Source organism: Flavobacterium sp. GT3P67, assembly GCF_004349155.1.
Taxonomy (GTDB): domain Bacteria; phylum Bacteroidota; class Bacteroidia; order Flavobacteriales; family Flavobacteriaceae; genus Flavobacterium; species Flavobacterium ranwuense.
In genome coordinates, this window is sequence record NZ_SMLF01000003.1 from 209,232 (window position 1) to 234,204 (window position 24,973).

25 protein-coding genes and 1 tRNA gene are annotated in these 24,973 nt (G+C 33.4%); 18 read left to right on the forward strand and 8 right to left on the reverse strand.

Annotated elements, in window-relative coordinates:
* Window positions 1-217 precede the first annotated feature (217 nt).
* The 6 genes from E0H99_RS07300 (at window position 218) to E0H99_RS07325 (ending at window position 7,115) form a co-directional block, all read left to right on the forward strand.
* Window positions 218-673, forward strand: coding sequence for a DUF4870 domain-containing protein (locus E0H99_RS07300; RefSeq protein WP_131993132.1), 456 nt, complete (start codon window positions 218-220; stop codon window positions 671-673).
* Between the two features lie 202 nt (window positions 674-875).
* Window positions 876-1,208: a PadR family transcriptional regulator gene (locus E0H99_RS07305; RefSeq protein WP_099713267.1), complete on the forward strand. Its 333-nt coding sequence runs from the start codon at window positions 876-878 to the stop codon at window positions 1,206-1,208.
* Window positions 1,209-1,210: 2 nt separating this feature from the next.
* Entirely contained in the window at window positions 1,211-2,965 is a 1,755-nt protein-coding gene (locus E0H99_RS07310) for a PspC domain-containing protein (RefSeq protein WP_131993137.1), read from the forward strand.
* Window positions 2,966-2,969: 4 nt separating this feature from the next.
* Window positions 2,970-3,710, forward strand: coding sequence for a head GIN domain-containing protein (locus tag E0H99_RS07315; RefSeq protein WP_131993140.1), 741 nt, complete (start codon window positions 2,970-2,972; stop codon window positions 3,708-3,710).
* Window positions 3,711-3,888: 178 nt separating this feature from the next.
* Complete coding sequence (locus E0H99_RS07320; protein ID WP_131993143.1) at window positions 3,889-6,159, forward strand: M1 family metallopeptidase; 2,271 nt, start codon at window positions 3,889-3,891, stop codon at window positions 6,157-6,159.
* A gap of 122 nt (window positions 6,160-6,281) precedes the next feature.
* Window positions 6,282-7,115, forward strand: coding sequence for a GIN domain-containing protein (locus E0H99_RS07325; RefSeq protein WP_131993146.1), 834 nt, complete (start codon window positions 6,282-6,284; stop codon window positions 7,113-7,115).
* A gap of 130 nt (window positions 7,116-7,245) precedes the next feature.
* Here E0H99_RS07325 and trxB read toward each other — a convergent pair whose 3' ends face one another.
* Window positions 7,246-8,193 carry a thioredoxin-disulfide reductase gene (gene trxB / locus E0H99_RS07330; RefSeq protein ID WP_131993149.1) on the reverse strand — a complete coding sequence of 316 codons (948 nt, stop codon included), beginning with the start codon at window positions 8,191-8,193 and terminating at the stop codon, window positions 7,246-7,248.
* Window positions 8,194-8,351: 158 nt separating this feature from the next.
* Here trxB and E0H99_RS07335 point away from each other — a divergent pair.
* Window positions 8,352-8,426, forward strand: a tRNA-Pro gene (locus E0H99_RS07335).
* Between the two features lie 100 nt (window positions 8,427-8,526).
* On the opposite strand, the gene E0H99_RS07340 is transcribed toward E0H99_RS07335, so the two are convergent.
* Entirely contained in the window at window positions 8,527-9,276 is a 750-nt protein-coding gene (locus tag E0H99_RS07340; RefSeq protein ID WP_131993152.1) for a 4-hydroxy-tetrahydrodipicolinate reductase, read from the reverse strand.
* Between the two features lie 601 nt (window positions 9,277-9,877).
* Here E0H99_RS07340 and E0H99_RS07345 point away from each other — a divergent pair.
* The 8 genes from E0H99_RS07345 to E0H99_RS07380 all read left to right on the forward strand — a co-directional run bounded on the left by E0H99_RS07345 (window position 9,878) and on the right by E0H99_RS07380 (window position 15,869).
* A complete protein-coding gene (locus tag E0H99_RS07345; RefSeq protein ID WP_131993155.1) occupies window positions 9,878-10,645 on the forward strand; it encodes a ParA family protein in 768 nt (255 codons plus the stop codon).
* A gap of 4 nt (window positions 10,646-10,649) precedes the next feature.
* Complete coding sequence (locus tag E0H99_RS07350) at window positions 10,650-11,549, forward strand: ParB/RepB/Spo0J family partition protein (RefSeq protein WP_131993158.1); 900 nt, start codon at window positions 10,650-10,652, stop codon at window positions 11,547-11,549.
* On the forward strand, window positions 11,549-12,109 hold the full coding sequence (locus E0H99_RS07355) for a DUF5683 domain-containing protein (protein ID WP_131993161.1): 561 nt from the start codon (window positions 11,549-11,551) through the stop codon (window positions 12,107-12,109). The genes E0H99_RS07350 and E0H99_RS07355 overlap by 1 nt, the downstream gene beginning before the upstream one ends.
* 38 nt (window positions 12,110-12,147) lie before the next feature.
* The gene (locus tag E0H99_RS07360; RefSeq protein ID WP_131993164.1) at window positions 12,148-12,348 is read left to right on the forward strand and encodes a hypothetical protein; all 201 of its coding nucleotides are present in this window, start codon (window positions 12,148-12,150) and stop codon (window positions 12,346-12,348) included.
* A 4-nt stretch (window positions 12,349-12,352) separates the two neighbouring features.
* A complete protein-coding gene (gene dapB / locus E0H99_RS07365; RefSeq protein WP_131993167.1) occupies window positions 12,353-13,057 on the forward strand; it encodes a 4-hydroxy-tetrahydrodipicolinate reductase in 705 nt (234 codons plus the stop codon).
* Between the two features lie 69 nt (window positions 13,058-13,126).
* On the forward strand, window positions 13,127-14,713 hold the full coding sequence (lepB, locus tag E0H99_RS07370; protein ID WP_131993170.1) for a signal peptidase I: 1,587 nt from the start codon (window positions 13,127-13,129) through the stop codon (window positions 14,711-14,713).
* A 128-nt stretch (window positions 14,714-14,841) separates the two neighbouring features.
* The gene (locus E0H99_RS07375) at window positions 14,842-15,222 is read left to right on the forward strand and encodes a four helix bundle protein (protein WP_131993173.1); all 381 of its coding nucleotides are present in this window, start codon (window positions 14,842-14,844) and stop codon (window positions 15,220-15,222) included.
* 20 nt (window positions 15,223-15,242) lie between these two features.
* Window positions 15,243-15,869, forward strand: a complete 627-nt coding sequence (locus E0H99_RS07380; protein ID WP_131993176.1) for a WbqC family protein — start codon at window positions 15,243-15,245, stop codon at window positions 15,867-15,869.
* Between the two features lie 17 nt (window positions 15,870-15,886).
* Here the strand turns inward: E0H99_RS07380 and E0H99_RS07385 are convergent, their stop codons facing one another.
* The 6 genes from E0H99_RS07385 to E0H99_RS07410 all read right to left on the reverse strand — a co-directional run bounded on the left by E0H99_RS07385 (window position 15,887) and on the right by E0H99_RS07410 (window position 22,139).
* The gene (locus tag E0H99_RS07385; RefSeq protein ID WP_131993179.1) at window positions 15,887-16,933 is read right to left on the reverse strand and encodes an endonuclease/exonuclease/phosphatase family protein; all 1,047 of its coding nucleotides are present in this window, start codon (window positions 16,931-16,933) and stop codon (window positions 15,887-15,889) included.
* A gap of 45 nt (window positions 16,934-16,978) precedes the next feature.
* Entirely contained in the window at window positions 16,979-17,848 is an 870-nt protein-coding gene (locus tag E0H99_RS07390) for a rhomboid family intramembrane serine protease (RefSeq protein ID WP_131993182.1), read from the reverse strand.
* A gap of 61 nt (window positions 17,849-17,909) precedes the next feature.
* Window positions 17,910-18,656, reverse strand: a complete 747-nt coding sequence (locus tag E0H99_RS07395) for a rhomboid family intramembrane serine protease (protein WP_131993185.1) — start codon at window positions 18,654-18,656, stop codon at window positions 17,910-17,912.
* Window positions 18,653-20,494 carry a DNA mismatch repair endonuclease MutL gene (mutL, locus tag E0H99_RS07400; RefSeq protein WP_131993188.1) on the reverse strand — a complete coding sequence of 614 codons (1,842 nt, stop codon included), beginning with the start codon at window positions 20,492-20,494 and terminating at the stop codon, window positions 18,653-18,655. Before mutL ends, E0H99_RS07395 begins: the two co-directional genes overlap by 4 nt.
* A 189-nt stretch (window positions 20,495-20,683) precedes the next feature.
* Window positions 20,684-21,259 (reverse strand): 6,7-dimethyl-8-ribityllumazine synthase, encoded by a 576-nt coding sequence (gene ribH, locus E0H99_RS07405; protein ID WP_131993191.1) that lies wholly within the window; start codon window positions 21,257-21,259, stop codon window positions 20,684-20,686.
* 106 nt (window positions 21,260-21,365) lie between these two features.
* A complete protein-coding gene (locus E0H99_RS07410; RefSeq protein WP_131993194.1) occupies window positions 21,366-22,139 on the reverse strand; it encodes a tetratricopeptide repeat protein in 774 nt (257 codons plus the stop codon).
* Between the two features lie 286 nt (window positions 22,140-22,425).
* Here E0H99_RS07410 and recF point away from each other — a divergent pair, with 286 nt between their 5' ends.
* The 3 genes from recF (at window position 22,426) to E0H99_RS07425 (ending at window position 24,959) form a co-directional block, all read left to right on the forward strand.
* Window positions 22,426-23,505, forward strand: coding sequence for a DNA replication/repair protein RecF (gene recF, locus E0H99_RS07415; RefSeq protein ID WP_131993196.1), 1,080 nt, complete (start codon window positions 22,426-22,428; stop codon window positions 23,503-23,505).
* A 77-nt stretch (window positions 23,506-23,582) separates the two neighbouring features.
* Window positions 23,583-24,281: a thioredoxin domain-containing protein gene (locus E0H99_RS07420; RefSeq protein ID WP_131993199.1), complete on the forward strand. Its 699-nt coding sequence runs from the start codon at window positions 23,583-23,585 to the stop codon at window positions 24,279-24,281.
* 6 nt (window positions 24,282-24,287) lie between these two features.
* A complete protein-coding gene (locus E0H99_RS07425; RefSeq protein ID WP_131993202.1) occupies window positions 24,288-24,959 on the forward strand; it encodes a DUF2461 domain-containing protein in 672 nt (223 codons plus the stop codon).
* Window positions 24,960-24,973: the final 14 nt, after the last annotated feature.

Genomic DNA, 24,973 nt, shown 5'->3' on the forward strand with positions numbered 1-24,973 from the left:
TTTTATAGGAATATGGTATCGCCATTCTTCATTATTTTTGGAATTTTGAATCATGGCGGGTTCATTATTGCTAGGTTTTTTGCTAAAATACAAAAAAATAGTATGCATACATATTAAATTAATTTGTTAATTTTATGTTAATATTTGGTACTATGCGAAACAAGATACTGTCTTTTAGATATATATTTGCATAAGAAATTACTATATACTTTTAATCATGGAAACAACTACCGAAAAAAACACCGCAACTTTTACTCATTTGAGTGCATTAACTCAATATTTTATTCCTTTTGGAAATTATATTTTTCCAATAATACTTTGGACCTCGAAAAAGGAAAGTTCAGAATTTGTGGATCACCACGGAAAACAAGTACTTAATTTTCAGTTAAGTTTATTATTGTATTCTTTAGTGCTGATACTAATTGCAGTTCCAACATTTTTAATTACACTGTTTAGAAATGTTCCTTTAGAAGCTGTAGTAAATGATCACGATTTTGTTTTTAGAAATTTTAACTTTGAAGGAAACATTGGAATGTTAACAGTAGGCTTAGTTGCTGTTTTAATTTTTGGCCTTTTAAAAGTGGCTGAATTCTTTTTAATCATTTATGCTTCAATCAAAACATCAAATGGTGAAAAATACAAATATCCAATAACGATTCCGTTTATTAAGTAGGAAAATAAAATGGATTAAAAGAGAATAGACGTAATAAATAAAACGAACCAAATAGCCCTGATTGAAATGGAAATCCTTTTTTATTTTTCCTTTAAAAATAAAAAAGATTGAAATGGAAAGCAGGAATTAGCTCCAAAAAAAAAATCAATCATCAATCAGAAAATGAACCGTTTAATCAACACAAAATCAAAAAAAAGAAATTATGAATATTGAAAACACAAAAGCCCAGATGCGTAAAGGTGTTCTCGAGTTTTGCATCTTATCCGTATTAAAAGAAAAAGATGCATACACATCGGAAATATTGGACACATTAAAAAACGCAAAATTATTAGTCGTGGAGGGAACTATTTACCCGCTGCTAACCCGATTGAAAAATGATGGATTGCTCAACTATCGTTGGGAAGAATCCACATCAGGACCACCAAGAAAATATTATGGTCTAACCGAAATAGGACAAACATTTTTAAAAGAACTTAGTGGCACTTGGACTGAATTATCCGATGCCGTAAACCTTATAACCAACCAAAAACAATAGTCATGAACAAAACTGTAAATATAAATCTAGGCGGAATGTTCTTTCATATAGATGAAGATGCATACCAAAAATTAACTCGATATTTTGATGCCATAAAACGTTCTTTATCTAATTCATCAGGACATGATGAAATTATAAAAGATATTGAAATACGTGTTTCAGAATTATTAAATGAGAAACAAATAAGCGACAAACATGTTGTGGGTTTAAAAGATGTAGATGAGGTTATTGCCGTAATGGGACAACCGGAAGATTACATTATTGAAGATGAGTTGAAAGGTTCTCTAACTTTTAGCGACCACTCTAACAGAAGAACAAAAAAATTATACCGTGATAAAGAAAAAGGCATGGTTGGTGGTGTTTCTTCAGGATTAGGTCATTATTTTGGAATTGATGCCGTATGGATCCGAATCGCTCTTATACTATTAGTTTTTGCTGGATTTGGAACTGGAATTTTGGTGTATATTATTCTTTGGATTGTTACACCTGAAGCGGTTACCACATCTGAAAAACTGGAAATGACTGGAGAACCAGTAAATATTTCGAATATCGAAAAAAAAGTACGTGAAGAATTTGAAAGCGTTTCTGGGAGATTAAAAAATGTGGATTACGACAAATATGGCAATCAAATAAAAACTGGTGCTGGGAAAATAGGAAGCGGTCTGGGAGATTTTATCATGACAGTTTTCAAAATTTTCGCTAAGTTTTTGGGGGTGATTCTAATCATCACTGGAATTGCAACATTAGTTTCTTTACTAATTGCTGTTTTCACTTTAGGTTCATCTGATTTTATTAATGTACCATGGCAAAGTTTCATTGAAGCAGGAAATTTCACGGATTATCCAATATGGTCTTTTGGATTGTTAATGTTCTTTGCTGTTGGAATTCCGTTCTTTTTCTTGACACTTTTAGGTTTCAAATTATTGTCTCCAACCATGAAATCAATTGGAAACATTGCTAAATACACATTATTGGCACTTTGGATAATTGCTATAGCGATACTAATTTCGATAGGAATAAAACAAGCATCAGAAGTGGCTTACGAGGGAAAAACAGTTCAGAAAGAAACGATTAATGTAATGCCAAATGACACTTTGTTTGTAAAATTCAGATACAATGAGTATTACACTAAAGACATCGATGAGAGAGAAAGCTTCAAGTTTGTTCAGGATTCAGCTAACACCCAATTGATTTATTCCAATAATGTAAGTTTAGAAATTTTACGTACCGATGAAAAATTACCTTTCATTCAAATTGAAAAAATAGCTAGAGGTAAATCATTTCAAGATGCAAAACGAAGAGCTGAAAAAATAAAATACGCCATCAAAATTGTAGGAAACCAGCTGATTCTAGATAATTATTTATTGACCGAAGTAGCTAATAAATTTCGTGATCAGGAAGTGGAAATATTTTTATACTTACCGGAAGGAATTTTATTAAAACCAGATTCTTCAGTACAAAATTTTGACAGATCTGACGATTCTTTCTTCAACTTACACTACAGTTCAGACAATTACATTTACAAAGTAGAAAACTCTCAAATAAAATGTTTAAATTGTCCTGCTGAAGAAAACGAGTATAATGATGTTGAAACAGATAAAGATAGTGTTGAAGTAAACATTACTGGAAAAGTAACAGAAAATGACAGTATTACTACAACTACAGTAAAAGTAAACGGTGAAACGGTAACAGTAAATGAAGCTGGAACCAAAAAAGGCTTATCCATAAGTAAAAACGGTATAATCATAAAAAATTAAAGCTATGTTAAAAATCATCACATTAATTACAAAATTTATTCTGGTTGCCTTAACTGCCTTACTATTCGCATCCTGTAACCATTCCATAAATTTACACTCAATTGAAGGAAGTGGGAATGTTACCACTGAAAAAAGAATTGTCCAAGGTGATTTCAAAAACATAGAAGTCAGTAATGCCATCGATCTTGTCATTGAACAATCAGACGTAACTGAAATAGTAGTTGAAGCTGATGATAATTTACAAAAACACATCTTTACCAAAGTTGAAAATGGCACACTCGTTATTTCTTGCGATAAAAATTCTTTTATCAATACGAAATCAAAAAAAGTAACCGTAAAAATGCCTGTTATTGATCAATTAGAAGCCAATAGCAGTGCATCAATAACAAGCGTAAATACTATAAAAGGAGAAAACATCACACTAAATACTTCTAGCGCCGGAACTATGGACCTGAATATAGAATCAGATAATATTACTTGTGATTCCAGTAGTGGAAGCAGTATCACCATTAATGGAATAGCATTAAAAATGAAAGCAAATGCATCAAGTGGAAGCGAAATTGACTCCAAAAACTTATTAGCAAATGAAGTTAATGCTGAAGCTTCCAGTGGGGCCACCATAAGTATTCACCCTATTGTAAGTTTGGATGCCGAAGCTTCAAGCGGAGGAAGTATAAGCTATAATAAAGTTCCAAAATCAATTCGAAAAGAAACCAATTCCGGAGGAAGTATTCATCAAGAATAACAAATCTTTCTTAGTCTAAAAAAACATCCACCAATCATGGATGTTTTTTTTGAACTTCATTTATCGAAAATCAAATAATTAACCATCTATTTATTACAATAAATAACTATCTGAAATCATGACAGTCCTATAAACAATTAATTATTTCAACAAATCATCAATCAAAATCAATCAAATTATGAAAAACAATTTCTTTAAGGCTACACCCTATTTAGCTTTATTTTTTGGAGTTACAACTCTTCAGGCGCAAGAAGGTAAAACAGTAGCCCCTGTAAACAATAAAGCAATATCAAAGTATGATTATCATGATACTTTTGGCCCAAATTTTTATACTAAAAACGGTACAGATTCCCACTCAGCAAGCGGTCAACCCGGAGCAAAGTACTGGCAAAACAGAGCCGATTATCAATTGACTGCTGTCTTGAATGAGAAAAACAATGAGATTATTGGTTCTGAAATTTTGACTTACACGAACAATAGCCCAGATAAGATTTCTTTTTTATGGATGAACGTGGATCAGAATTTATTTAAAAACAATTCCCTTGGAGAAACTGTTATTCCAATAACCGGAAGTCGCAACGGAGATAAAGGGCAAGTTTTTGACGGTGGTCATAAAATAAAATCGATAAAAATAGTTTCTGAAAAAAATGGAAAGACTGTCGAAACAGAAGCTAAATTTGAAATAATCGATACACGTATGCAAGTTTTCCTTCCTCAAGATTTGAATCCAAATGGAGCAAGCATCAAACTTAAAATTGACTTTTCATTTATTTCGCCAGACTTTGGGTCAGATAGAATGGGAGTTTTAGAAACCAAAAACGGCAAAGTATTTACCATGGCGCAATGGTATCCAAGAATGTGTGTTTATGACGATGTCAAAGGTTGGAATAGCTTACCTTATTTAGGCGCTGGAGAATTTTATCTGGAATTTGGTAACTTTGATGTAACCATTACAGCTCCTGCAAATCATATCGTAGTTAGCTCCGGTGAATTAATGAATCCATCTGAAGTATACACCGCTGAACAACAAAAACGTTGGGCAACAGCTTCCCAAAGCGACAAAACAATTGCAATTCGTTCTGCAGAAGAAGTGACAAATACTGCTTCAAGACCTTCAGGAAAAGCTACTTTGAACTGGCATTTTAAAATAAAAAATGCACGTGATGTTTCCTGGGCATCTTCGGCAGCATTTATTATTGATGCCGCAAAAATCAATTTGCCAAGCGGTAAAAAATCGTTAGCCATTTCAGCCTATCCTGTTGAGAGTTCTGGTCAAGATGCTTGGAGCCGCGCCACTGAATACACAAAATCATCGGTTGAGAATTATTCAAAACGATGGTTCGAATATCCTTATCCCGCAGCAACAAATGTAGCAGGAAATGAAGGTGGAATGGAGTATCCGGCGATTGTTTTTTGTGATTGGCAATCAAAAGACAGTGAGTTATGGAGAGTTACGGACCATGAATTTGGACACGGATGGTTCCCAATGATTGTAGGCTCTAACGAACGCTTATTTGCTTGGATGGACGAAGGCTTAAATACCTTTATCAACTCACTGAGTGCTGAAGATTTTAACAAAGGAGAGTACAAATCGAAACCAAAAGACATGCACAGAATGTCTAAAAGATTAACCAATCCGGAATTAGAACCTATTATGACTGCTCCTGACGGGATGAAAGAATCAAGCCTAGGGTTGCTGGCTTATGAAAAACCATCTTCCGGGTTAGTTATGTTGCGTGAACAAGTGTTAGGCAAGGAACGATTTGATAAGGCGTTTAGAGTTTATACGGAACGCTGGGCTTTTAAACATCCAACGCCAGATGATTTTTTCAGAACTATAGAAAATGTTTCCGGAGAGGATTTAAACTGGTTTTGGAGAGCTTGGTTTGTAAACAATTGGAGTTTAGACCAAGGCATTTCAAAGATTAAGTATTTGAAAAATGATCCAAAATTGGGAGCTCTTATTTACATTGAAAATCTGGAAAAAATGGCTATGCCTGTAGTATTAGAAATTAAAACCAAAAGTGGCGCAACTAACCGTGTGCAACTTCCAGTAGAAATCTGGCAACGCAACACGAATTGGGTATTTAAAAATGCTTCTACGGAAGAAATTGAAACCATTACCATAGATCCAGATCACGCTTTACCTGATGTAAACACAAAAAATAATGTGTGGAGTTCGGACAAAAGTGAGTTAGAAAAAGCAGTTATTTTAGATAGTTATGTTGGTAGTTTTTCAAGTAAACAAATTCCGGTAGAAATTATTTTAACAGAAAACAATGGCAATCTTACTGCAAATGCGACAGGTCAACCGACGCTTACTTTAGACTCAATAGGTAAAGACAAATTTGGTTTTGAACAAGCAGGAATTGAAATTCATTTTAACGAAACTAAAAATGAATTTAAATTTAAAGTAAATGGTCAAGAATTCTTGTTTACAAAGGCTTAAAATAAATTCGTTAAGAAAAAAGTTATCTATCGATAAATAAAATCATTTTACAAAAATCAAAAAATCATCCATCACAAGTGGATGATTTTTTTATATTTGTGTAGACTCTAATATAAATAACTATGAAAAAATATACTGCTATACTCCTACTCCTTTTATCAACTACATTGACATTTGCACAGAAAAAGGAAAAAATAAAAGGCTCAAAAACAGTAACTGTGGAACAAAGAGAAGTTGGGAATTTCGAGTCGCTAACTGTTGAAGACAATCTCGAAGTAAACTTGGAAAGAGGTGAAAAAACCGAACTAAAAATTGAAGCCGATGAAAATTTACACGATATTATTTCGCTGGATTTAATAGACAATATGCTTCGTATTTATACCTCAAAACAAGCCACCAATTATAAGAAACTGATTGTTAGAATAACGTATACCAATGATTTAAAACTGATTACTTCAAAAAACGAAACGACAATAAATGCAATTCAAGAAATTTTATTAAACGACCTTACCCTTAAAACATACGATACATCCAAACTATTTTTGAATGTGAATGCTAAAAACTTCGTATTACAGTCTGATGATAAATCAAAAACAGAACTCAATTTAAAATCAGAAAATACTACTATCGAATTAAGTAAAAATGCATCTCTAAAAGCCTTAGTTACCACAACTGATTTGAAAGTGGATATGTACCAAAAATCAAATGCAACTATCGAAGGAGACGCAACTAATGCCATCATTCGGTTGGATAATAACTCGAGCTTAACCGGAAATAAGTTAACTATAAAAAATGTTGATGTAACCACAGAAAGTTATTCCAATTGTAGTGTAAATGCGGTAACAACAGTTATTATAGACGCCGCTAATAAATCAGAAATTCAACTTGTGGGCGCTCCAAAAATTGAAATCAGAAAATTTGCCGATGAAGCTAAATTGATAAAAAAGTTGAAATAGGAAACCCTCTCCCCAACCCTCTCCAAAGGAGAGGGAGTAAAAACTGGATTGATCCTATATATCCTAACCAACAAAAAGTCCCACTTGCAAAGGCAAATGGGACTTTTTTTTCTTAAAAATCAGATTCTGATTATTCTTTAGAAGCCAAATATCTTTCAGCATCAAGAGCTGCCATACAGCCCGTTCCGGCTGCTGTAATCGCTTGACGATATACATGATCCGCAGCATCGCCCGCTACGAAAACGCCATCAACATTTGTTTTTGAAGTTCCCGGAATATTGATAATATATCCTGTTTCGTCTAATGTGATATAATCTTTGAAAATATCTGTATTTGGTTTGTGACCAATAGCTACGAAGAAACCTGTTGCAGGAATATCAAAAACTTCATTTGTAGTTTTATTTAAAGCCTTCACAGCAGTAACTACTTGCTCATCACCTAATACTTCAACAGTATCGTGATTCATTAATATAGTAATGTTCTCTGTTTTTCGAACGCGTTCTTCCATGATTTTAGAAGCTCTAAATTTTTCGCTGCGCACTAACATTGTTACTTTTTTACACAATTTGGACAAATAGTGTGCTTCTTCACAAGCTGAATCTCCTGCTCCTACAATTACTACTTCTTGATTTCTATAGAAAAAACCGTCACAAACAGCACATGCAGAAACTCCTCCACCCATTTTTAAATAGTGTTGTTCTGATGGTAAACCTAAATATTTAGCCGATGCTCCTGTCGAAATAATTACAGTTTCACAATGCAATTCTTTTGTGCCATTGATCCAAACTTTATGAATATCTCCTGAAAAATCTACTTTCGTTGCCCAACCATCACGAACATCAGTACCAAAACGTTGTGATTGAGATTGCAATTGAACCATCATTTCAGGACCCGTAACACCATCAACATAACCCGGAAAGTTCTCTACTTCATTGGTTGTTGTCAGTTGACCTCCAGGTTGGATTCCTTGGTATAAAACAGGATTCATATTAGCTCTGGCAGCATAAATAGCTGCAGTATAACCAGCTGGACCAGAACCTATAATAAGACATTTAATTTTTTCGATTGTATCAGACATGTTGTTTTTTATTACATTTATGAAGTTGCAAATGTAGTTTTTTAATAAAAAAATATGGCGATAAAAAGATCATTTTTACCTATTCCGAAATAATATTCCCCTATTTTGTTTTTTGGTTTGGTCAAATAAAAAATAATTCTATCTTTGCACCAGAATTACGGGGTGTAGCGTAGCTCGGTTATCGCGCCTGCTTTGGGAGCAGGAGGCCGCAGGTTCGAATCCTGCCACCCCGACAAAAGTCGAACAGAAATGTTCGACTTTTTTGTATAATAAAATCATCATGGCATCCCGAAAAGATGAAGCCGAAAGGTCCTAAGAATGGACCTTTACAACCTAATTCGTAAAATAAGGTTGTAAAATATCTTCAAAATTATACAAACCTTTACTTTTGTTTTTTAAATTTTCGGCAACAAAAATCACACCGCTACCAAATGCTTCCCTTGAAATGGATTCGTGAATCAGTCGAACCGTTTGAAATGGAAATCCAAAAATTATTTCATGTTTCCCAACAATACCCCCTGCCCTAACCGAATTTATATTCTCTTTTTCAACATCCAATGCTTCCGCAATTTTAATTGCAGTACCTGAGGTTCCCTCTTTTAATTTAAAATGCTCTTCATTGATTTCAACATCTACCCATGGCGCAATTTTTTTTAAAAATTTAGCTGCAAATAATAAATAATTAACCCCTAAAGTAATATTTGGAGACCAAAACACAGTGGTTTGTAGTGCTAATTCTTTCAGTAATTCTATTTCCTTTTCTGTATAATGAGATATAGCCGAAATAATTTTAATTTCCCGCTCAGCAGCTATTAATCCATAAGTATAAATTCCTTGATCTGAAGAAAAATCAATAATAATATCCACCGGATGTTTATCTAAAAGTTCTTCCATTGAAATCTTAGAACTGGAATATATTAATCCAGGCTCATCAGAATGTACCCCTAAGAATTCAGGAACTGATCTATGTTCTAAAAGTGTACTTTGCCTTAACACCCATTCCAAACAAAATTCTTTATTTTGAAGAATTACTGAAGCTACGGCTTTACCTGTTTTTCCAAATCCTATTAGTCCAATTTTCATGTTATTGTTTTTATTTTTTATTAAAATATAGAAGCATGTATTAATTTGAATAATTAAATTACTTCTGAAATAATTTTATTTCTATTTTTACCCTTATCAGATGTTTTTGAAACATTGTTTTTTTGAAATGGCGCTAACTGCTTTTTTTATAAAAATCTAATTGTGAAGATTAATAAGTATTCAAATTTCAAATAAAACCGATAAAAGGTTCAGCAACAAACCCCCTATTAAAAGAAAATAAATCGAGGCATAGAAATCTAAAAAATAAGCTCATAACACTATTTATACCTGTTAATGTAAACATAGACATTTCAATCTAGGTACAGCCACAGGATATCTTTTATTATACCAATTAATTTGATTATTTGATATTCTTCATTTTTCAGATAAATAAATATTAAAATCTTGTCTCTTGCACATATGGTGGTAAAAAACATCGGGATTGAAACGAACCGCTGGAATAGCTCCCGAAAATCATATCCGTTTTAAAAATTCGAATCTGTCAAATAGCGACTAATCAACCTTTAACAAATGTTAACAAAATAGATTTTTAGAAACCATAAATAATTGTATTTTTACGGTTCAAAATTTAGAAAAATAAATGGGCAAAATCATCGCGATTGCTAATCAAAAAGGTGGAGTTGGAAAGACTACAACGTCTGTAAATCTGGCTGCTTCACTGGGTGTTTTAGAAAAGAAAGTGTTACTTATTGATGCTGACCCCCAGGCAAATGCCTCATCAGGATTGGGTATTGATGTTGAATCTATCGAAATTGGCACGTACCAAATTCTGGAACATAGTCATACGCCCAAAGAGGCCATTATAAAATGTTCCGCTCCAAATGTAGATGTGATTCCATCCCATATTGATCTCGTTGCTATTGAAATCGAATTAGTCGATAAAGAAAACAGGGAGTATATGCTTAAAAAAGCATTGGAAAGTGTCAAAGATGACTACGATTATATCATTATAGATTGCGCACCCTCTCTTGGATTACTTACCTTGAATGCTTTGACTGCTGCAGATTCTGTAATTATTCCTATTCAATGTGAGTATTTTGCATTAGAAGGTTTGGGCAAATTATTGAATACAATAAAAAGCATCCAAAAAATTCACAATCCGGATTTAGATATCGAAGGGTTATTATTGACCATGTTTGACTCGAGATTGCGTTTATCAAACCAAGTAGTTGAAGAGGTTCAAAAACATTTTAACGACATGGTTTTTGATACCATTATTCAAAGAAATGTAAAACTGAGCGAAGCGCCAAGTTTTGGAGAAAGTATAATAAACTACGATGCCACAAGCAAAGGAGCTACTAACTACTTACATCTTGCTCAAGAAGTTATAAAGAAAAACAGTAAATAGTTTTATGGCAAAAGCAGTAAAAAAACAAGCATTAGGAAGAGGATTATCTGCATTATTGAAAGATCCGGAAAACGATATAAAATCCGTAAACGATAAAAATGCCGATAAAGTTGTAGGGAATATTATTGAGCTTGAAATTGATGCGATCGAAATAAATCCGTTTCAGCCCAGAAGTAATTTCAATGAGGAATCTCTGAGAGAACTAGCAACTTCTATCAAAGAATTAGGTGTTATTCAGCCGATTACCGTACGTAAATTAGACTTCAATAAATACCAATTAATTTCGGGTGAGCGCCGTCTTCGAGCGTCGACTCTTGTGGGGTTAAAAACTGTCCCTGCATACATTCGTATTGCAAATGACAACGAATCATTGGTTATGGCTTTGGTGGAAAACATCCAACGTCATGATTTAGATCCAATTGAAATTGCACTTTCGTACCAACGTTTGATTGATGAAATTCAATTGACTCAGGAACAAATGAGTGAGCGTGTAGGAAAAAAACGTTCTACAATCGCTAATTATTTGAGACTTCTAAAATTAGACCCGATAATCCAAACCGGAATTCGTGATGGTTTCATTAGTATGGGGCACGGTCGTGCGATAATCAACATTGAAGATCAAGATATTCAAACTGATATTTATCAAAAAATTGTGAGTCAAAATCTATCCGTTCGAGATACGGAAGCTTTGGTAAAAAACTATCAGGAAAGCTTAAAACCTAAACCTGCCGGCAAACCAAAAGCAGCTTCATTTGAAATTGCAGATGCTCACAAAAGTACTTTTACAAATTATTTCGGAACCAAAGTCGATGTAAAAGTAGCTGGAAACGGCAAAGGAAAAATCACTATTCCATTTCATTCTGAAGAAGACTTCAATAGAATTATTAAACTAATAAACGAGTAGTGCATAAAATCATTTTCATAGGTCTATTCCTTTTTATTATAGGAAACACTACTGTTTTTGCCCAAACGGAAACTAATGCTGTGCTTGTAGCAAAAGATACTTTGAAATCGAATGACATTGACCCGTTAACTCCTGCAAAAGCAGCTTTTTATTCAGCCGTTTTACCAGGGTTGGGGCAAGCTTACAACAAAAAATACTGGAAAATACCACTGGTTTATGGAGCTATCGGAACCAGTCTCTATTTTTATATCGATAGCAATAAAAAATACCATCAATACAGAGACGCTTATAAAAGCCGATTGGAAGGATATGTAACCGATGATTTGGCTTTCTTAGATAATAACCGATTGATTGCCGGACAAAAATTTTATCAGAGAAATCGTGACTTATCTGCATTATTTGTTGTGGCTTTTTATGCTTTAAATATTATTGATGCTAATGTGGATGCCGCTTTAATACAATTCAATGTAGATGAGAACTTATCAATAAGACCAGTTCTTTATCCGAATGATGTAACATTAAAGACTAATGTAGGACTAACATTTAATTATAATTTTTAGAAACCAAAAGCTTACATAAAGAAAAATAACAGCTCATTATGTCATTAATTAATAAAATAGGGAAGAAATATTTTTTTATTATAACTACAGTTTTGTTATTAATCACTTTAATAAATTATTCAGAAATTAAAGAGCTTGAGGCTATTCGAATGAATAATTTCTTTTCTGGATTTATCGCTGGAATTTTAATAGGGCTCTTGTTTGCAGGAATCGTAAATTATTCAAAATTTAAAAAATAAACAAATGAAAATTGCGCTTTTAGGATATGGAAAAATGGGTCAGGTAATTGAAAGAATTGCACTGGAAAGAGGTCATGAAATCGTTTTGAAAAAAGATGAAAACAATACTTTTGACGGTCTTTCAAGTGCTGATGTGGCTATAGATTTCAGTGTTCCAACAGCTGCAGTCCCTAATATTTCCAGTTGTTTCCATGCTAATATCCCTGTGATTTCAGGAACAACAGGCTGGCTAGAGCATTATGATGAAATGGTTGCACTTTGTGCTGCAAAGAACGGTGGTTTTATCTCTAGTTCTAACTTTAGTTTAGGTGTAAATATTTTCTTTGAACTCAATGAATATTTGTCAAAAATCATGTCAAAATTTGACAATTACTCGGTTGACATGGAAGAAATCCATCATACCCAGAAACTAGACGCACCAAGTGGCACTGCAATTTCATTAGCCAAAGGAGTAATTGAAAATAGTTCTTACACCAATTGGACATTAGAAAAACCAGAAGCTAGCCAAATTCATATCGAAGCAAAAAGAATAGGAACTGTTCCGGGAACACATACCGTAACCTATAATTCTGTTGTTGATGCTATCGAAATAAAACATACAGCACACAATCGTGAAGGTTTTGCTTTAGGTGCTGTAATTGCAGCAGAATGGATTGTGGGAAAAAAAGGGATTTTCACAATGAAGGATGTATTAGAATTAGATAAATAGATTTTTAGAAATTATAAAACTTTCTAATTTTTGAATAAACAAATAACCGATTAACCAAACAAACATATTATGTCAGCATATCAATGGTTTATATTTTTTCTGCTTGTACAAATGGTACACTTTTTAGGAACATGGAAATTATACGAAAGTGCAGGAAGGAAACGCTGGGAAGCAGCTATTCCAGTATATAATGCTATTGTTTTGATGAAAATAATAGGCCGCCCAACTTGGTGGACCATTTTACTTTTTATTCCAATTATTAATTTGATTATGTTTCCTGTAATCTGGATAGAAACATTGAGAAGTTTTGGAAAACGATCTGGATTAGATACTTTTTTAGGGCTTATAACTCTTGGATTTTACATCTATTATGTCAATTATACTCAAAAATTAAATTACATAGCTGATAGAAGTTTAAGTCCCGAAAACAAAACCGCTGATACGGTTAGCTCTTTACTTTTTGCAGTTATCGTAGCTACTTTGGTTCATACCTATTTAATTCAACCGTACACAATTCCTACCTCTTCATTAGAAAAATCCTTATTGGTAGGTGATTTTTTATTTGTAAGCAAAATGAATTATGGTGCCCGAATTCCAATGACAACTGTGGCATTGCCAATGGTTCACGATTCGATACCTTTAGTTCAAAAAAAATCATACTTAACTTGGCCACAATTGCCTTATTTAAGATTACCAGGAATACAAAATATTAATAGAACAGACATCGTTGTATTTAACTGGCCGGTTGATACTGTTTATAGATTTTTTGACACTTCAAAAAGACGCGCTTTCAAACCGGTAGACAAAAAATCCAATTATGTAAAAAGATGTGTTGGAATTCCTGGAGACAACTTGTCTATAAAAGACGGTATGATTTATATTGATGGCAAACTATTGGAAATGCCCGAAAGAGCAAAACCACAATTCTCATACAAAGTAGCATTAGACGGAAAAACGCCAATCGATTTTGAATATTTACTTAAAGAGATGGACGTAACTGACCCTGTGATGGTTACTGATGAAACTCGAAGAGATACATTATTCTTTAGTGCATTGACAACACCAGGGGCGGAAAGATTGAAAAATGTACCCGGTATAACAGCTGTTACAAGACAAATATCCAGAGTTGTTGATGAATCTAATCATGGGAAAGGTGTTTTTCCTCACATCAATAAATGGAACAGTGATAACTATGGTCCCATCTATGTCCCTGAAAAAGGAAAAACTGTCGCTTTAACAACAGAATCATTACCATTTTACAAAACCATAATTACTGATTATGAAACAAATGAAAATGGAGATAAAAACGACCTTAAAGTAACAGGAAACGAAATAAGACTAAACGGAAAAGTAGTTAAAGATTATACTTTCCAACAAAATTATTACTGGATGATGGGTGACAACCGTCATAACTCTGAAGACAGTCGTTTTTGGGGATTTGTTCCTGAAAATCACATTGTAGGGAAACCTATTTTTATCTGGTTAAGCTGGGATACGAACGGTAAAGGTTTGAATAAAATACGTTGGGACAGAGTTTTTACAACTGTTAGCGGTGAAGGCCAACCTCAATCTTATTTTAAATATTTCCTAATCGCTTTAGCAGCATTTTTTATTGGAGATTATTTTTGGAAAAAAAGAAAAGAGGGGAAAAGTTAATTTGGTTATTCGTTAGTTTGTTTATTTGATCGTAAAGACAGAAACATATCTAGTCATTAGATAAAAAATAAATATGAAATTTACGTTTCAAATAACTTAGCAATTTACTTAACAAATCAACAAATAAAATGCATACTTATTCATTTGAGAAATTAGAGGTTTGGAATGAAGCTAAAGAATTCACTAAATCCATTTATTTCTTAACTTCTACATTTCCAGATTCAGAGAAGTTTGGATTAATTTCACAATTAAGAAGAGCATCCGTTTCTATCTGCTCAAATATTGCCGAAGGTTCTGCAAGGAGTTCATATAAAGACAAGGCACATTTTACAACAATGGCATTTAGTTCAGCTATTGAAGTTTTAAATCAATTGATATTATCTTTTGAGTTAAATATTATAATCGAAGATGACTATTTAAGGTTAAGACAAAATATCGAAAGTGTTACAAACAAACTAAATGGACTTCGAAATTACCAAATAGACAAATCAACGGAAAAAACCAAATAACCAAATTAACGAATAACCACATGGACATCCTCATCCATCCTACCTATTTTCCATCAATTAGCCATTTTGCGGCCATGGTACAATCGGAAAATATCACTTTTGAAATAGAAGATAATTTTCAGAAACAAACCAACCGCAACCGCGCTTATATTTATAGTCCAAACGGAATTCAGTTATTGAATATCCCGGTAAAACATTCGAAAGAAAATCATCAAAAAACAAAAGACATCAAAATTGAAACTGATTTTGACTGGCAAAAACAACACTTCAAATCATTAGAAGCAGGATACCGAAGTTCTCCTTTTTTTGAATTTTTCGAAGATGATATCAGACCAATTTTCGAAAAAAAATATACTTTTTTATTGGATTTAAATTTTGAGGTTTTAGGCATTCTATCAAAATGTTTCCGTCTAAAATTAGATTACACAACAACAACTGAATACTTTCATGATGTTGATACAACAACAATCACAGATTTCAGGGCTTTGGTAAACGGGAAAAAAGATCTTTTTCTATTCGAGAGTTACACACAGGTTTTTGATGATAAACATGGTTTTATCAACAATCTTAGCGTTCTGGATTTGCTGTTTAATGAAGGGAAATATGCGATGGATTATCTAAAAAAACAAGAACTGATTTTAAAATAAAATTCTTAATTAGATTTTTATTCAAAAGACAGTCTTGCCATAATAGGAAAATGATCTGAGTTTATAAATTTCGGGAAATTTTCAAACTTCTTTACTTTCATTTTTTCGTCAGCAAAAATATAATCAATCCTGGCGGGATAATACCTGAATTTATACGTCTCTCCAAAACCTTTCCCTGCTTCTTCAAAGCTGTCTTTCAACTTTCCTTTGATACTTCGGTACACATACGAAAACGCACTATTGTTCATGTCTCCGCAAATGATAATTGGATACGTACATTTCATTTTATGCTCCTTGAAAATCTCCGCTTGCTGTTGCTGTTGCTTGAACGCTTTACTTATCCTAATAAATAGCATTTGTGATTTTTGCTGATTAATAGCATCGATATTTTCATCAATTTCATTAACATCAGGAGAAATTTTAATGGACTGTATGTGCATATTATACACTCTGATAATATCTTTCCCTTTTTTTATATCCGCAAAAACAACGTTATTACTGGAATTTGGAAAAATAATATTTCCTTGGTCAATAATCGGGAATTTAGAAAAAATAGCCTGCCCCGTTTTAATTTGGTTTCCATCAGTAAAAATATATCGGTGCGGATACACTTTCAAATCAATGTCAGCAGACGAAGAGTATTCCTGAACACACAATATATCAGGGTTTTTATCATTTATAAAGGTGAGAATATCAGAAGGAACATCGTCTCTGTCAATCCATTTAAAAACATTAAACAGACGAACATTATAACTCATTACGGTAAAATCCTTTTCTTCTTTAGAAAATTCAGGAGAAGAAAATTTATAAAATTTATTTATAAAAGTAATTCCTATCAACAAAACCAAACCTGAAACTATCAATTGTTTTTTGAATTGCAAGGCCCAATACACAAAAAACAAGCCATTCAAGATAAAAAAGAGTGGCATAAAAAGTGTCAAAACAGACAAAAGAGGAAATGATTTTGGCGCCAAAAAGGGCAAAACATAGGCAATAAAAGTCACAATAGTAAGGACTATATTCAAAAAAAACATTCCTTTATTAAACCATGAAAGATTTTTCATTTTCTACATTTTTTATTAAGACAATAGCTAAAATCTCATTGCTACTTATTTCCCTACTTTGAACAAGAATTCTTTCTCTTCTTTTGTCAAACTATCGTAACCTGACTGACTAATTTTATCTAAAATTTCATCTATCTGTTGCTGCGATTTATCTTTCGCTACTATTTTTGAAACGCTTTTTTCCAGAGGCTTACTGTAGTTTTTATGCACTTTCTTGAATGGTGTCGCCGTATTTTTTTTGAATAAATTTGCAAAAAAATCTAAAACACGAGAAACAACAGTACTTAAATCCGTTCCATTTTGGAGCAATTTAATAAAAATAAAACCAAAAAATGCTCCGGAAAGATGAGAAATATGTCCACCCATATTTTCTGAGCGCAGTTGCATCAAATCAATAATAATAATTACGGCGGTTATATGCCATAACTTGACATTTCCAATAATCAATAATCGAAGATCCATCAAAGGATAATACGTAGTAGTTGCGACTAAAATAGCCATAATAGCGGCAGAGGCACCTACAATTGGAGCGCTAATATTTAAAACATAGAATACAAGAATATAACTAATTCCAGCAAAAACGGAACCTAACACATACAATCCCAGCAATTGTTTAGACGTAAAATACGTCATAAATAAGTTGCCCGAAAAGTTCAAAACAATCATGTTAAAAATAATATGCATGATTCCACTGTGAAAAAAAGCATACGAAAGCAACGACCAAGGTTTCCAAAGCAAATGTGCCGGATTAGATGATAAACTCACATAATGAATATAATCAATATTGACACCCAACAAGGATAAAAGAGCAAAAAACAACCACGGAAGAACAAACAAAGCTGCATTCCAAAAGATCAGCTTAGTCACTATTCCTCCCATTTTGTATTGTAATTTCAGGTCGTCAATAATATTCATAATTCAATTGGGATTTAAGATCTGATATTTAGGTTGCACTAATTTAAAGGGTATTACAATTTTAATTCCAACGGTTTTTATTAAACTGATTTTTTTTCCAATACCACATAATAATAAAACCAAATAAAGCGCCACCAACGTGTGCAAAATGGGCAATTCCGCCGCCTCCAAAAATAGATTTTCCAGAAATACCTAAATACAAATCGACCAATACTAAACCTGGAACAAAATATTTTGCTTTTATTGGCACAGGAATAAACATCAAAGCCAATTCAGCATTAGGAAACATAAAAGCAAATGCCACTATCGTTCCATAAATAGCTCCGGATGCACCCACTGCAGTACCAATATAAGCACTTGTAAAATTTTGAAAATCAGAAACGGATATAAATTGTTGCCATCTTGTATCGATTTTACCCTCATTTAAAAGTTGTAAAATTTCTTGTTTGGGAAATCCGTTAGCGATTAACGTATTCAAACTCTCTTGAAAATAGTAATAATTGACTCCGGTGTGCAACAACGCAGCTCCTAATCCACAGGAAATATAGAAAAATAAGAATTTCTTGCTTCCCCACATTTGCTCTAAAGCAGATCCAAAAGAATACAACGCAAACATATTGAAAAAAATATGCATAAAGCCTCCATGCATAAACATGTGCGTCAACGGTTGCCACAATTGAAAATCAGGATTTTCCGGAAAATACAAAGCCAATATTTTATAGGCAGCATCACCTATTACCAGAGTACCAACAAAAAACAATACATTTATAATTATTAATTGTTTTACTGTCTCAGTTACGTTTCTCATAATGCAAATTTTTTATCTAAATCTTCCACACGCATCGTGATGAAAGTGGGTTTATGAAAGGGGGAAACATTGGGGTCTTTACAGGCAAAAAGCCCGTTTACCAAATTTTCCTGCTCTTTTTCTGTAAGGTGCGTTCCTGTTTTCACCGCTAAACTTTTGGCCATGGATTTGGCAATCGTATCGTTCTGACTGAAACTGCTTTCTGGAATTCCGTCCTGCAAATCACTTAATAATTGTTCCAAAACCAGTGAAACTTCACTCTCTGTTACATTTACCGGAATTCCTGAAATGACTATATGGTCACTATTATTTTCTTCAAAAACAAATCCCGTATTCATCAACGAAAGTTGCAACTCAGCGATAAGATTCATTTCGCTTGACGAAAAAAACAAGTTCAAAGGAAATAATAACTGCTGGCTTGATGCCTGATTCACTGTCATATTTACTAAAAACTGCTCATACAAAACACGTTGATGTGCGCGTTGCTGATCGACAATTACCATTCCTGATTTGATCGATGAAACAATGTATTTTTTATGAATTTGATAGGTTTTATGAACAGAATGCTCTACTTCTTCATCATTAAATAAGGAAGAAGTCACTTCTTCATTTTCGAAAGTCATGTGTCCTATTTCATCCGTATCTTGTTTTAAACCTACGTACAAACTTTCCCAATTAGCCGTTGGTTCCGGTTTCTTATAATTAGAAAAATGCTTATTGGGCTTATCATCAGAAAACGGATTGAAGTTGCCATCCACCTGAATCGTCGGCGTTGCACCTTCTAAATCTTTGTAATGATACGGCGTATCTAAATTAGAATCCCTGTCAAAATCCAAAACTGGCGCTACATTAAACTGACCCAAACTATGTTTTATGGAAGCTCTTAAAATAGCATATAACGCATGTTCATCGTCAAACTTAATCTCCGTTTTAGTAGGATGAATATTGATATCAATTGTGTTTGGTGGCACCGATAAATATAAAAAATAACTAGGCTGTGCACCGTCTTTTAGGATTCCGTCATAGGCAGCCATAACCGCATGGTGCAAATAACCGCTTTTTATAAAACGATCATTGACAAAGAAAAACTGTTCTCCACGATTTTTTTTGGCGAATTCTGGTTTGCTCACAAATCCTTGAATGGCCACTATTTCAGTTTCTTCCTGAACCGGCACTAATTTTTCATTGGTTTTCCCCGAAAAAATATTGACAATTCGTTGTCGCAAAGTAGATGGCGGTAAATTGAACATTTCACTACCGTTGTGATAAAACGTAAAATGTATTTTTGGATGAGCCAAAGCCACACGTTGAAACTCATCAATAATATGACGGTATTCCACCGTATCCGATTTTAAGAAATTACGTCGCGCTGGAATATTAAAAAATAAATTTTTGACTGCAAATGAAGTGCCTTTTGGCAAAACTGCAACATCTTGCGAAACAAATTTACTGCCTTCAATAATGATGTGCGTGCCAAGTTCTTCTTGATCTTGTTTGGTTTTCATTTCTACATGGGCTATAGCCGCAATAGAAGCTAATGCTTCCCCACGAAACCCTTTAGTATGTAACGAAAATAAATCTTCTGCTTGACGAATTTTGGAAGTGGCGTGACGTTCAAAACACAAACGCGCATCGGTAACACTCATTCCTAAACCATTATCGATAACTTGCACCAAAGCTTTTCCCGCATCTTTAATAATTAGTTTAATGTCCGTTGCTCTGGCATCAACAGCGTTTTCAAGCAATTCTTTGACAACTGAAGCTGGTCTTTGAACGACTTCTCCAGCAGCAATTTGATTGGCAACATGATCAGGAAGTAATTGAATTATACTCGACATTAAAAAATTTAGGTTTAAAGTTTAACCCTTCGACTGCGCTCAGGGTGACAATAGTTTATTATAAAACCAAGATGCACAAATTTAATGAAATTCTATTGGGAATGGCAGCTTATTTAATCATAAAAAAAAACAAAAAAACCTATACTATTTATGAGACAGTATAGGTTTAATAATTAGTGTTTTTATTATTTATTCCTTCAACTCTAAAGGCGTTCCTTCTTCCAGTTGAATAGCTCCGGAAGACAATAAATGTTGATTATCTATTTGATGTGACAACGAAGCCTGTTGACGGATATAGGCCATTTTGATAGCTGCAATAGCCGCTTCTGTACCTTTATTACCGTGAATTCCTCCACTTCTATCAATAGATTGTTGCATGGTATTATCAGTCAAAACACAAAAAATAACAGGAATATCCGTTTGAACATTCAGGTCTTTAATGCCTTGCGTTACTCCTTCACATACAAAATCAAAATGCTTGGTTTGCCCTTGAATTACACATCCAATAGCAATAACAGCATCAACATTCTGTGTTTGCAACATTTTCTTTGATCCATAAATAAGCTCGAAACTACCAGGAACATTCCAGCGAATAATATGCTGGGCTGGAACTTGGTTTTCCAAAAGGGCTTCAATAGCGCCTCTATAAAGTCCTTCAGTTATAGAATCATTCCATTCTGAAACAACAATCCCAAAGCGAAAATCTTTCGCGTTTGGGACTGCATTTTTATCGTACTCGGATAAGTTTTTATTTACGGTAGCCATTTGATTTTAGAATTTTGATTTTAGAATTTTGATTTCAGATATTAAAGATAGCATTTTGAAATCAAAATTCTCTAATCTTAAATCACCAATCTTATATCATTTTTTACTATTGTGCTAATCCTATCAAAACGTCAACTGAAGCAGCCTCTGGAGCTCCTTCAAAATTGTCTTTAATGTCTGTAAAATATTTCAAAGCGTCTGCTTTATTTCCTAATGTTAAAGCTGTTTTTCCAGCTTTCAACAAGAAGCGTGGCGTAGTGAAATCATTTTTATTTGACTCAGCCGCTTTTACGTAATTTTCTAAAGCTTCTTTCGGTTGATTTTTTTGAGAATAAGCATCTCCAATTGCTCCTTTTGCTAAAGCTCCCAGAACAATATCATCAGATTTAAATTTACTTAAATAATCAATCGCTTCAGTATATTTTCCTGTGTTTAAATAAGCAATTCCAGCATAATAATTAGCTAAATTTCCTGCATCAGTTCCAGAATATTCATCAGCAATTTTTAAAAATCCAAATTTACCTTCTGAACCATTCAAAGATAATTTATATAATGAGTCACTTGCTACTCCATCAGTTGCTTTTTGGAAATTTTGTTGTGCCACAAACATTTCGTTAGCCGCTTCATTTTGTTGTGGCGCAGCAACGAATCTTTGGTATCCTAAATAACCAATTGTAAAAATAGCAGCAGCGGCAACTAAACCAATAATAACTTTTTGGTTTTTAGCTACCCAATCCTCAGTTTTCGAAGCTGTTTCGTCTAATGTTGAAAAAACACCAGCTGTAGTGCTGTCTTTTTCATCAATTTGTACTGCTTCAACCGCGTCATTTACTTCTTTTTCTTTTGGTGCTTTATATCCTCTTTTACTGTAAGTAGCCATTTATTTTTAATTTAGTGAGTCGCAAAAATAAAATTTTTATTCAAACCGACATAAAAAATATGCTTTTATATTTCAAAATTAAGAAGAAAAGCTACAAAGGCTCAAAGTCGCAAAGAATTAACCCCTTAGCTCCAAGGGAAATCTAGCCGCAAACATTAAAACTCGGAAGTTTCTCAAAGACTGAAAGCCTTAAAAAGATTGAAAGCCTTGAACTAAAACTTTGCCACTTTGCTAACTTAAAAACTTAGTACCTTTGCCACTTCGTAACTTTGTACCTCACACAAAAATGTATTTAAAAAAGATTTCATTATTCAATTATAAGAATTTTTCGGAAGCAAATTTCGATTTTGACAACAAAATAAATTGTTTTGTAGGTAAGAATGGTATTGGAAAGACAAATGTGCTTGATGCAATCTACCATTTATCGTATGGAAAAAGCTATTTCAATCCATTAGCCGTTCAGAATATTAAACATGGAGAAGAATTCTTTGTGATTGATGCTGAATTTGAAAAAAACGAAAGAAATGAACAAATTCTTTGTAGTTTAAAAAAAGGACAAAAAAAGATATTGAAACGCAACGGAAAAGCATATGATAAATTCTCAGATCATATTGGCTTTATTCCTTTGGTTATCATTTCTCCTGCCGACAGGGATTTGATTGTAGAAGGCAGCGAAACCAGAAGAAAATTCATGGACAGCGTGATTTCGCAACTGGATTCCCATTATTTACAGCAACTCATTCAATATCAAAAAGTAATGAGTCAGCGCAATGCTTTGTTGAAATATTTTGCATTAAATCATGTTTTTGACACCGATACACTCTCTATATATAATGAGCAACTCAACGGTTTTGGAGATTATATTTTCGAAAAAAGAAAAGAATTTATCAACCAGTTTATTCCTATTTTCAACACACATCACCAAGCCATAACCGGTTCTCAAGAAACGGTTCAACTGGTGTATGAAAGTCATTTATTCGAAAAAGACTTATTGACTTTATTACAGGAAAACATCAATAAAGACAGAGCTTTACACTATACAAGTGTAGGGATTCACAAAGACGATTTAGCGTTTGAAATAGACCAACATCCAATTAAAAAATTTGGCTCACAAGGCCAACAAAAATCGTTTCTAATCGCCTTGAAACTAGCTCAATTTGAGTTCCTAAAAAAGCAAAGCGGTGTAAAACCAATTTTACTTTTTGATGACATCTTTGATAAATTAGACGAAAGTCGCGTAGCCAAAATCATAGAAATGGTCAACAGCGATACTTTTGGGCAGCTTTTTATATCAGATACACATCCGGAACGTACCGAAGCCATTGTAAAATCGACACATCAGACGTATAAAATTTTCAACTTATAACTTTTATTTTGTAATTTATACCGTTTGAAAATTGAAAAATTACCTATTTTAGCATATTCAATTTTAATCCCGAATACATGAAATTTCATTCCATATTCTTGGCTATCATAGGCTTCGTAGTATTATCCTGCACCGGTCAAACTTCAAAAAATGTAAAGACTATTGAAGCCAAAATCTTTGCAGAAAAAATTGCAGCAACTCCAAATCCACAAATTCTCGACGTAAGAACTCCTGAAGAGTTTGCATCAGAACGTATTGACAATGCTAAAAATATAAATTGGCTTAGTAATGACTTTGTTATAAATGCCGAAAAGCTTGACAAATCAAAACCCGTTTTTGTGTATTGTAAAAGTGGTGGAAGAAGCCAAAAAGCTGCTGAAAAACTAAACGAATTAGGTTTTAAAACTATTTATCAATTAGAAGGAGGAATTCTAAAATGGGATGCCGCCGGATTATCTAAACCAAGCAATAAAATAATTGGCTTGTCAATTCAGCAATACAATAAATTAATAAATTCGGATAAAAAAGTATTGATTGATTTTTATGCAGAATGGTGCGCCCCATGCAAAAAAATGAAACCGTATCTTTTGCAAATGGAAAAAGAATTGGCGGACAAAGTGGTTATCATCCGATTGGATGCCGATAAAAATAAAACCTTGATGGCTGAAATGAAAATAAGTGAACTTCCTACGGTATTATTGTATGACAATGCAGTAGTAAAATGGAAACATTCTGGTTTTATAAGTGAAGAGGAATTAAGAAAACAAATACAATAATTCAAGATGCTTTCAAAAGACACACTGCAATTTCTGGATGATTTAAAAGCCAACAACAATCGAGATTGGTTTTTGGAAAATAAAAAACGCTACGAAGCTTTCAAGAAAAACTACCAACAATTAGTTGCCGATTTACTTGACGCCATGAAACCGCTTGATCCATCGCTGGAAATGCTGGAAGTCAAAAATTGCACCTTTAGAATCAATCGTGACATTCGGTTTTCTAAAGACAAGACTCCTTATAAATCGCATTTAGGTGTTTGGCTTTCGTCTGGAGCAAAAGGTTTGAATCGTTCCGGTTATTACATTCACTTAGAAAAAGGAGCCAGTTTTATTGCCGGAGGATTGTATTGCCCCGAAGCGGAAGATTTGAAAAAAATGCGCAAAGAAATTGCCTACTTCCATGATGATTTAGAAGCCATTCTTAACGAAAAAGATTTCAAAAGGGAATTTAAAGATTTTGATCGTAATGAAAAAAGCATGTTGAAAAACCCACCAAGAGGGTACGAAAAAGAGCATCCGGCTATTGAATTTCTCAAACTGAAAAGCTTTGAATCTTCTCAAAGAATTGATATTTCAGAAGTGACAAAAAAAGATTTTGTTGCTACAATGAGTAAAAAACTGATTGCACTAAAACCATTGAACGATTTTATAAATCGCGCTTTAACTTCTGAGTAATTATAATTTACGTT

What these genes read in the sequence shown, in the direction of transcription:
- E0H99_RS07300 (WP_131993132.1), top strand. Translation starts at nt 218, where the DNA reads ATGGAAACAACTACCGAAAAAAACACCGCAACTTTTACTCATTTGAGT.
- E0H99_RS07305 (WP_099713267.1), top strand. Translation starts at nt 876, where the DNA reads ATGAATATTGAAAACACAAAAGCCCAGATGCGTAAAGGTGTTCTCGAG.
- E0H99_RS07310 (WP_131993137.1), top strand. Translation starts at nt 1,211, where the DNA reads ATGAACAAAACTGTAAATATAAATCTAGGCGGAATGTTCTTTCATATA.
- E0H99_RS07315 (WP_131993140.1), top strand. Translation starts at nt 2,970, where the DNA reads ATGTTAAAAATCATCACATTAATTACAAAATTTATTCTGGTTGCCTTA.
- E0H99_RS07320 (WP_131993143.1), top strand. Translation starts at nt 3,889, where the DNA reads ATGAAAAACAATTTCTTTAAGGCTACACCCTATTTAGCTTTATTTTTT.
- E0H99_RS07325 (WP_131993146.1), top strand. Translation starts at nt 6,282, where the DNA reads ATGAAAAAATATACTGCTATACTCCTACTCCTTTTATCAACTACATTG.
- trxB (WP_131993149.1), bottom strand. Translation starts at nt 8,193, where the DNA reads ATGTCTGATACAATCGAAAAAATTAAATGTCTTATTATAGGTTCTGGT.
- E0H99_RS07340 (WP_131993152.1), bottom strand. Translation starts at nt 9,276, where the DNA reads ATGAAAATTGGACTAATAGGATTTGGAAAAACAGGTAAAGCCGTAGCT.
- E0H99_RS07345 (WP_131993155.1), top strand. Translation starts at nt 9,878, where the DNA reads ATGGGCAAAATCATCGCGATTGCTAATCAAAAAGGTGGAGTTGGAAAG.
- E0H99_RS07350 (WP_131993158.1), top strand. Translation starts at nt 10,650, where the DNA reads ATGGCAAAAGCAGTAAAAAAACAAGCATTAGGAAGAGGATTATCTGCA.
- E0H99_RS07360 (WP_131993164.1), top strand. Translation starts at nt 12,148, where the DNA reads ATGTCATTAATTAATAAAATAGGGAAGAAATATTTTTTTATTATAACT.
- dapB (WP_131993167.1), top strand. Translation starts at nt 12,353, where the DNA reads ATGAAAATTGCGCTTTTAGGATATGGAAAAATGGGTCAGGTAATTGAA.
- lepB (WP_131993170.1), top strand. Translation starts at nt 13,127, where the DNA reads ATGTCAGCATATCAATGGTTTATATTTTTTCTGCTTGTACAAATGGTA.
- E0H99_RS07375 (WP_131993173.1), top strand. Translation starts at nt 14,842, where the DNA reads ATGCATACTTATTCATTTGAGAAATTAGAGGTTTGGAATGAAGCTAAA.
- E0H99_RS07380 (WP_131993176.1), top strand. Translation starts at nt 15,243, where the DNA reads ATGGACATCCTCATCCATCCTACCTATTTTCCATCAATTAGCCATTTT.
- E0H99_RS07385 (WP_131993179.1), bottom strand. Translation starts at nt 16,933, where the DNA reads ATGAAAAATCTTTCATGGTTTAATAAAGGAATGTTTTTTTTGAATATA.
- E0H99_RS07390 (WP_131993182.1), bottom strand. Translation starts at nt 17,848, where the DNA reads ATGAATATTATTGACGACCTGAAATTACAATACAAAATGGGAGGAATA.
- E0H99_RS07395 (WP_131993185.1), bottom strand. Translation starts at nt 18,656, where the DNA reads ATGAGAAACGTAACTGAGACAGTAAAACAATTAATAATTATAAATGTA.
- mutL (WP_131993188.1), bottom strand. Translation starts at nt 20,494, where the DNA reads ATGTCGAGTATAATTCAATTACTTCCTGATCATGTTGCCAATCAAATT.
- ribH (WP_131993191.1), bottom strand. Translation starts at nt 21,259, where the DNA reads ATGGCTACCGTAAATAAAAACTTATCCGAGTACGATAAAAATGCAGTC.
- E0H99_RS07410 (WP_131993194.1), bottom strand. Translation starts at nt 22,139, where the DNA reads ATGGCTACTTACAGTAAAAGAGGATATAAAGCACCAAAAGAAAAAGAA.
- recF (WP_131993196.1), top strand. Translation starts at nt 22,426, where the DNA reads ATGTATTTAAAAAAGATTTCATTATTCAATTATAAGAATTTTTCGGAA.
- E0H99_RS07420 (WP_131993199.1), top strand. Translation starts at nt 23,583, where the DNA reads ATGAAATTTCATTCCATATTCTTGGCTATCATAGGCTTCGTAGTATTA.
- E0H99_RS07425 (WP_131993202.1), top strand. Translation starts at nt 24,288, where the DNA reads ATGCTTTCAAAAGACACACTGCAATTTCTGGATGATTTAAAAGCCAAC.